Below are 7,444 nucleotides of genomic sequence, written 5' to 3'. Positions count from 1 at the left end.
TGCTGGCATATACAATTTAGATTGGGTGAAAGATAAACAATTAAATTGATTGAAAAATGATTTATGAAGGAAGTCTATTCAATACGCTTATTCTCTTCTAGTAATGTGATTTCTTCTTGAAGAGGCTTAATTGGTCCAAAGCCCATACGGCGAATTGAACCGATTCCATCTGGACGCTGAGGATCAGCAGAATCTTTTACACGTACAACTTGTAAAGGAGCAAATGCTTTACTATAAGTTGCATGTTTTGACAGCAACTCAAAAACTTCAGAAATTGGTGCGTTGAATTCTTTTTGTATGGTGATTGCGTTACGCATAACTTTGCCTTTTTGATTTAGCTAAAATCTTCGGAGGCATAGTTTGCCACAACTAATGAGACATTTTTAATCATTTAAGGACGTTTTTAATAGCCGAGTTTTCTTTTTTTCTTCTCGTCTTTGTTTAAAAAATTCACTTAATTGCAATGAACATTCAGCTTGCATACAACCTTGTTCAAATACGAATTTATGATTGTAATAGCCATTTTCTAATAATTGTCGAGCACTGACCAACGAACCAGCCTTAGGCTCTGTCGTAGCAAACACTACTTTTTTGACACGAGCATGAATGAGTGCGCCAACACACATCGTACAAGGTTCAAGCGTCACATATAATATGGCATCATCTGGTAAACGATAGTTATTCAATGATTGACAGGCTGCACGTAAAGCTTGAATTTCAGCATGAGCGGTAGGATCAGATTGTTTAATTGGTGCATTATAACCAGCACCAATAACTTTCTCTTGACTCACTATCACCGCTCCAACAGGAATTTCACCCTGCGAAGCAGCTAGTGCAGCTTGCTCATAAGCAAGCTGCATCCAATATTCATCATTAAAGTTTTCTGGAGTTGTGACGTCTATACTCATCGATTTTAAGCAATAACACCATATTGTCTTAATAAAGCATTCCAACTATCGATTGTAGTTACTGGAGCACAATCAGATAAAATATCTTTCAATGTAATCTTTTCCGCTGCTTTCCATTCTGGTGATAAGTCTTTATCAACTAAACGTGCACGGACACCCTCAACAAAATCTGGATGGCGGATTTTCCAATCAGAGATTTGTGATTCTAGTGCAAAAACTTCATCCCAAGCATGTCCTTGCTTACCCCATTGCCATAGCAACCATGTAATCGCAGCAGTACTTGGAGAACCTTTTTGCAGATTCTCACTTGCCTGACGTAACCAATCACTACTTGCATCACTCAAACCAATAATCGCTTGATAGTCATACTCAAAACTTTGACCACGACATACGCTATGAATCACATCGATTGAATTTTGTAACGGACCTGATGATACAGGGCGATGTAGACTATTTAAAGTATCATCGATTGCACGGAAAGCACCCGCAGGATAATGATTCCAATCCACATTCAAAACTTTTTGAAGAACATTATCTCGCTGTGCTTCACAAATATGAGTTGCCCAACCAATGCTAAAAGCACCAGCTGAAGTCATGATTGAACCCGTTAAACCTGTAAACAGCCCAATTTGACCACGATCTGCAAGGAAACGACTCCCCCCTACATCAGGATAGAGACCAATATTGATTTCAGGCATTGCAAGACGTGAATAAGGTGTAACTAGACGAAATGGCGCAGCCATGAATAGGCCTAAACCACCACCCATGACATAACCTTCACCCCAAACTACAATTGGCTTAGCATAGTTATGAAGCAATAAATCAAGCGCATATTCTTGTTCAAAAAACTTATTTGCCGTATCTACTTCATTATTAATGACAAGTTGACGGAGTTTACGAACATCACCACCTGCGCAAAATGCTTTCGGTGTGGTTGAATCAAACCAAATTGCTTTAACACTGTCATCTTCATGAAAATATTCAAATACTTTCAATAAAGCGCTCACAATTGACTCATCAAGTGCATGTAAAGATTTTGGTCGGTTTAAACGAACAATACGCCAACCATTTTTAGCGTTTTCGATGATTAAATCTGGGTGATAACTATTTAAATCGGGAGAATTCATTATGCGTCCAGTTGCCAGTCTATTGGCTCAATGCCATGTTGTTTCAAATAATGATTTGTTTTAGAAAATACTTTACAGCCAAAAAAACCACCTCGGTTTGCAGCAAGTGGTGATGGATGAGCTGCTGTTAACACTAGATGTTTATTTCGATCAATGCGCTGTCCTTTACGTTGTGCATAAGCACCCCATAAGATAAACACAACATGCTCACGCTGTTCATTTAACACATCAATTACAGCATCAGTAAATTCTTCCCAGCCTTGTTTTTGATGAGAAGTTGGCTGTCCTGCTTCAACAGTGAGTACACTGTTTAATAGCAATACCCCTTGAGCAGCCCATTTACTTAAATCCCCATGACGTGAAATCGGCACTGTGAGATCAGTATGTAATTCATGAAAAATATTACGCAAAGATGGTGGTAATGCAACCCCTCTTTGTACAGAAAAGCTTAGACCATTGGCTTGATTAGGGCCATGATATGGATCTTGACCCAATATCACGACTTTTACATCCTGTAACGGGGTTGTATTCAATGCATTGAAAATTTGCTTGCTAGGTGGATAAATCGTTTTCTGAGCAAGGATTTGTTGCTGTAGAAACTCTCTTAAATGATCCATTTTCTGACTGAGTAGAAATTCTGACAAAGAGATTTTCCATGACTCATCCAACTGAACTTTATTAAGTTTTTCCTGCTGCTGTTCAGTAAATTGCATCAACATTCCTTGAAATAACGACTCCAACATTTAAATCTTGCTGACCTAAATGTTAACTTGTAACTCTACATTTGGATTTTGGAATTTAATTCCATTTTTCAGATTTTCATACATTTGAGGATCGCTCCACTCAACTTGTACTTGCTCTGAAAAAATAATTTGGTCTAGACTAAGTAAACCCATTTGCTCATTTTCAATATCTTCTAAAAAACTTTGTGCGTAACCTGTATCAGTTTCATGCACGATCACTGAATAGACCTCAACATCACCCTCACCATTCTGTGTTGTGGTTGAAGCGAGCACCTGTTGCGCTAGATAAAAGAAAATCCTTGAAAACTGTTCAGCTGATGGTGAAACTGGCAAGGCAACCCAACGTGCACTAAAAGTTTTACACGCTTGAATATATTCAGGATCATCTTTTTGCCAATAACAAATTGCGTGATCAAAACTGTCAAAAAGCTCTTTAATCACACCTTTTAATAGACCAAAATCATAGACCATTTGCCCATGATCTAATTTTGAGGCTTTTAACAGTAATTCAACTTTATAACTGTGCCCGTGAATCGAACGCTTACAGCGATCTGATGTACAATTACGTACAATATGAGCATTTTCAAACTTAAATAATTTACGAATTAACATGCACCAAGCTGATCTATATCTGCAAACAGATTTTATTATAAAGCAAAAAAATCATCGGTGGGATTGATTTTAAGCCTTGTGACTATTCAATAATCCAATCTATACAAAGACTAGAATGGTGCAAGACTTCTTGAATACACAATCACTTGTTTATCTTTTCTCATCATTAAGCTGTTAAATTGGCGCTTACGCTCACTTAGCATCACTTCAATTTGAGCCGTAAAATAATTTGATTTACTATCTAATAAAGACGCAGTATCGGTTTTACTCTGCTCATCAATCCCAGAAAAAGCACTTAATTTCCATAAATCATCTACATTATTAAAATGCGTTAACTCAGTTTCCTTGATTTTTAATTGTTGTTCGATAGCTTTGACATCTACTTTAGGGTCAATACTGGCTAATAGTAATGCAGGTGCTGTATTCATATTCACCTTAGTCTGTTCAGGTAATGCCGTGACATAAGGTTTGATCAAATCGTAGTTTTTGCCTTCAAAACCTCGTACAAGTTTTAATTCTTCTATACTATGAAACTTGGTATTCGGCGTTAAATATGCAGGATCTAGTCCTTGGTAATAGCTACTCTCCGCACCCATTGCGCCAGTCACTTCATCATTTGTGTCTTGCCAATCAATCACAGCTTGACTGAGTTCAGCAGGCAGACCTACACGTTGCAATAACTTTTCAAACCAACGTCGAGCAGAATCATCAACTTGATTGCCATCAGCCTTAACCAAATTATTTAGATTAAACTTTCCTGACTCATCTAGTAGTTTTCCTGAGACTGATCCATCTTCTACGGGAAATGATGGCATCGGTTTTGCCCAGTTTTCCTGTAAATGATCAATACTACTACCATTATCGCTATCTTGAATGAGTAACTCTGAAAAAAAAGCTTCTGCACTTTTTGCATACAATAACGATTGATCCTGACGCATCAAATAGCCCGTATTTTCAGCGGTATTGGTTTGTCGTTTTGCAATTGTTGCAGCCAAAATCGTTGCTAAAGCAACCATGACTAAAATCGTTAATAAAGCTACGCCACGCTGAGATGAATAGTTTTTCATGGTGGTGAGTTATTTCCCAACAATTGATTTGCATTCAGTAGACTATAGATCCACTCGTAATCCGTACCTGCAACACTAAGCTGTATTTTTATGCCTAATGGTAATTTTTTTAACTCATTAATATTATTAGGATCACCAATATTTTCAGGCCATTGTGTCAGTTCCTGTGGATTCATGACGACTACTTTAAATTGATCTACATTTTCTAATAAGGTACTGGAGATGGGTTGTACTCGATTTGGAATATTTAGATTTGAATATTTGAGTCGATAAACTTTTTTCTGTGTTGAATCGTAGCGATATTCAATACGTTCATAAGGTGACAAACCTTGTTTCAACGGATCGGACACCCCTGCTTTACTAAACATAAAACCACGATCATTTAGCACCAAAGCGGCTTGTAATTGTCGACCATCATTTGCCGTTAATGGAATAATTTGCAGACTATCTCTTAGAATCTGCTGATAGGCATCTTGTAACGCAAATAAATGTGTTTCATGCTCTGCATTACGATCTTTGACTTTTAATAAATAATCAAAAACTTTCCAACCAAGCATTGAAAGTACGGCAAAAATAGCAATTGCAACCAGCAATTCAACAAGGGTAAAACCCTTTTTAATTTTCATCATGTTTTAGCTTTTGCTGGATAATTAAAAAACACCATATTGGTGATGCCCGCTTCAACTTTACCTTGCTCAGTATTAAATAAACTTACTTGTAATTCGATACGTTGTATTTTGGGGCTAATTGTAGCCTGTGCTTTTTTATCAATCTGCCAAGTCTCACCTTGAGAAGTCACCTGTTTCGATTGCGTTCCATCTAACCATTCTTGATTCATTTCCATCATTGCAATCTCATTCATTGCAACGAACTGTGCTTTTGTTCGTAAAATCGCACTCGATGTAGATTGTGTATATTGCATGGCAATTTTTGTTAATGCAATTGCAGCGACAGCAAATATCGCTAACGCAACCATTACTTCCAACAGGGTAAATGCTTTAATCTTCTTCATTTATTTTACCCAAATGATCTATTTCAAACTCATGTCCAATTGGCTGTTGCTCATAATAAAATTGAATACGGACAGGCTTAACTTCACCATTGCCAAACCATATGAGTTGCGGTGCTTTACCACCTAATAAGTCCTCATTTCTCGCTTTTCGATATTCTTCAGCATTTAAAGTTTGAATACTAAAAGATACGCTAGTCGGTAGCTCTCGAAGTTTAAACTCTTTATACGGCTGCCACGTCCGATCAGCTTGCTGAATTTGCTCATGGCTCTGATCATGATACTCAAACAAATTATAGCGAAATGGTGCAACGTCAGTCGCATTTTGAGTATTTAAGGCAAAAACTTTAGCTTGATCCGTTGATTCTTTATTAATCTTTTTTAAATCAAGTATAAACATTTCTCTGGCTTGCATCGCTCGACGTTGATCTACACCACCAATATTCAGAACAACCAAAGATGTCATAATCGTCATGATTACAATCACCACCATGATCTCAATGAGGGTAAAACCTTGTTGTAATCTATGTGGTGATTTCATTTTATTTATCAGCCATTCGCTAAATATTCAATTTGTTTTGGCAAACCTAAAGCTTGATCAATATAAGCCACACGTAAACTATCACGTGAACCTAAATAACGCTGATAAAAGCTCGAATTCAGAATAACTGCTGCACCATAAGTCAGAGACCAAATCGAAGCCAAATAATCACGTGTTGTCATCGTGCTATTTATATCTAATAAATAACTTTCTGTCATACGAATGATAATACGTAAACGTTGACGACGAACTTTATACAATTCACTAAATAATAACTGAATACCTTGACCCGTCGTAGAGAGGCGTTCTTCAATTTGATGAAATAAAGCAGTACGTTCAGGATGATGTAAATGATGTAGCATGAAAAAAGCTAGATGCTCAGGGAAAGCTTTCTCTGTATCCTGAATCATTTCAAGCAGCATTCGTTCATTACGAATAATCAGCAACATATACAATTCATCTTTGCTCTGAAAGTGCTTATATAATGTGCCTTTAGCAAGATCTAATTCCGCCGCTAAAGCGTCCAAAGTCATGCCTGCTTCACCATTTTCTAATAGGAGTTGCTCAGCGATCTGAAAAATTAAGGCTTCTCGTGCTCTAAACTGAGCTTGGCGATCCATTTTCACGTGATAACTCTCTTTGCTAATACAACTAAACCGTTTACTTCAAACGAAGAAGATTCTCAAAATTCTGTGTGGTAATCATACCTATTTCTTCAACTGACTTGTTATATACATCCGCTAACGCCTTTGCAACATAAGGCACATATTTAGGCTCATTGGTTTTACCCCGATAAGGCATAGGTGCTAAATATGGGCTATCCGTTTCAATTAACAACCGATCAAGCGGCACTTGTTTAGCTACATCACGTAATTCTTGTGCATTTTTGAATGAAACAATACCAGAAAAAGAAATATAGTAACCACAATCTAAAACAGCCTTCGCTGTTTCCCGATCTTCGGTGAAACAATGCAAAATACCATGTGTGGATTGCTCTGCTCTTATAATATCGACGGTATCGTGTTTGGCTGATCGTGTATGCACAACCACAGGTTTTTTTACAATTTTTGAAGCATGAATATGACGGGCAAAACATCGTTTCTGTTCTGCAATAAAATCTGTACTGTGATAATAATCTAAACCTGTTTCCCCTAATGCCCATACCTTATCAGACTGTGCTAGCTCTACGAGGTAGTCTGTTGTTGCTCGCGCCATAATATGATCATCCTCGCATGGATGAACACCTACAGAATAACCCACGTCATCATGTCGAGAGGCGATTTCAGCCAATTTAATATGATCATCCAAATCCACTGAGATGCCCATAAATTTTGAAACACCTGCAAGGCGAGCTTGGGCAAGCGCTTTATCTAAACTCCCATCGTAAGGACTCAGATCTAACATCGTTAAATGACAATGGGTATCAACAAACACGCT

10 protein-coding genes and 1 pseudogene are annotated in these 7,444 nt (G+C 37.5%); all 11 read right to left on the bottom strand.

What is annotated here, in order from left to right:
• Positions 1–77 precede the first annotated feature (77 nt).
• Positions 78–317: pseudogene (locus CDG59_RS11045) on the bottom strand (SRPBCC family protein); the annotation flags it as partial.
• 66 nt (positions 318–383) lie between these two features.
• Positions 384–908 carry a tRNA adenosine(34) deaminase TadA gene (tadA, locus tag CDG59_RS11040; protein WP_087545367.1) on the bottom strand — a complete coding sequence of 175 codons (525 nt, stop codon included), beginning with the start codon at positions 906–908 and terminating at the stop codon, positions 384–386.
• Between the two features lie 5 nt (positions 909–913).
• A complete protein-coding gene (locus CDG59_RS11035) occupies positions 914–2,038 on the bottom strand; it encodes an enoyl-CoA hydratase/isomerase family protein (RefSeq protein ID WP_171295032.1) in 1,125 nt (374 codons plus the stop codon).
• The gene (gene ung, locus CDG59_RS11030) at positions 2,035–2,748 is read right to left on the bottom strand and encodes a uracil-DNA glycosylase (RefSeq protein WP_050040245.1); all 714 of its coding nucleotides are present in this window, start codon (positions 2,746–2,748) and stop codon (positions 2,035–2,037) included. The genes CDG59_RS11035 and ung overlap by 4 nt, the downstream gene beginning before the upstream one ends.
• A 45-nt stretch (positions 2,749–2,793) precedes the next feature.
• A complete protein-coding gene (locus CDG59_RS11025) occupies positions 2,794–3,390 on the bottom strand; it encodes a 6-pyruvoyl trahydropterin synthase family protein (protein ID WP_005159917.1) in 597 nt (198 codons plus the stop codon).
• Positions 3,391–3,500: 110 nt separating this feature from the next.
• Positions 3,501–4,457, bottom strand: coding sequence for a type II secretion system minor pseudopilin GspK (gene gspK, locus CDG59_RS11020; RefSeq protein WP_087545363.1), 957 nt, complete (start codon positions 4,455–4,457; stop codon positions 3,501–3,503).
• Positions 4,454–5,083: a type II secretion system minor pseudopilin GspJ gene (gene gspJ, locus CDG59_RS11015; protein ID WP_087545369.1), complete on the bottom strand. Its 630-nt coding sequence runs from the start codon at positions 5,081–5,083 to the stop codon at positions 4,454–4,456. The genes gspK and gspJ overlap by 4 nt, the downstream gene beginning before the upstream one ends.
• The gene (gene gspI, locus CDG59_RS11010) at positions 5,083–5,469 is read right to left on the bottom strand and encodes a type II secretion system minor pseudopilin GspI (protein WP_087545361.1); all 387 of its coding nucleotides are present in this window, start codon (positions 5,467–5,469) and stop codon (positions 5,083–5,085) included. Before gspI ends, gspJ begins: the two co-directional genes overlap by 1 nt.
• The gene (locus CDG59_RS11005) at positions 5,456–6,007 is read right to left on the bottom strand and encodes a prepilin-type N-terminal cleavage/methylation domain-containing protein (RefSeq protein WP_005159908.1); all 552 of its coding nucleotides are present in this window, start codon (positions 6,005–6,007) and stop codon (positions 5,456–5,458) included. The genes gspI and CDG59_RS11005 overlap by 14 nt, the downstream gene beginning before the upstream one ends.
• 8 nt (positions 6,008–6,015) lie before the next feature.
• A complete protein-coding gene (locus CDG59_RS11000) occupies positions 6,016–6,627 on the bottom strand; it encodes a TetR/AcrR family transcriptional regulator (RefSeq protein WP_034601445.1) in 612 nt (203 codons plus the stop codon).
• Positions 6,628–6,667: 40 nt separating this feature from the next.
• Entirely contained in the window at positions 6,668–7,441 is a 774-nt protein-coding gene (locus CDG59_RS10995) for a TatD family hydrolase (protein WP_087545359.1), read from the bottom strand.
• Positions 7,442–7,444 lie beyond the last annotated feature (3 nt).

It is taken from the genome of Acinetobacter sp. WCHA29 (assembly GCF_002165335.1).
GTDB lineage: Bacteria > Pseudomonadota > Gammaproteobacteria > Pseudomonadales > Moraxellaceae > Acinetobacter.
The sequence above is the reverse complement of the archived record's forward strand: the minus strand, read 5'-3'. Positions and strand labels throughout refer to the sequence as shown.